We start from the raw sequence: 200 nt of genomic DNA, 5'->3' as shown, positions 1-200 counted from the left end.
TTATGCCTTTGCACTCTACGAATGATTTCCAACCATTCTGAGGGAACCTTTGGGCGCCTCCGTTACACTTTAGGAGGCGACCGCCCCAGTCAAACTGCCCACCTGACACTGGCTCCCGGGTCGATAAGACCCGTAGGTTAGAATTTCAATACAGTCAGGGCGGTATCCCACCAGCGCCTCCACCGAAGCTAGCGCTCCGG

Annotated in this window: 1 rRNA gene; it reads right to left on the bottom strand. The window is 56.0% G+C overall.

The annotated features are described in order from the left end of the window. Positions 1 to 200, bottom strand: a 23S ribosomal RNA gene (locus MR167_RS32890); the annotation flags it as partial.

The organism is Bacillus cereus group sp. BfR-BA-01355 (genome assembly GCF_022663675.1).
Lineage (GTDB): Bacteria > Bacillota > Bacilli > Bacillales > Bacillaceae_G > Bacillus_A > Bacillus_A thuringiensis_S.
Note: the sequence above shows the minus strand (reverse complement) of the source record. Positions and strands in the feature narration are given on the sequence as shown.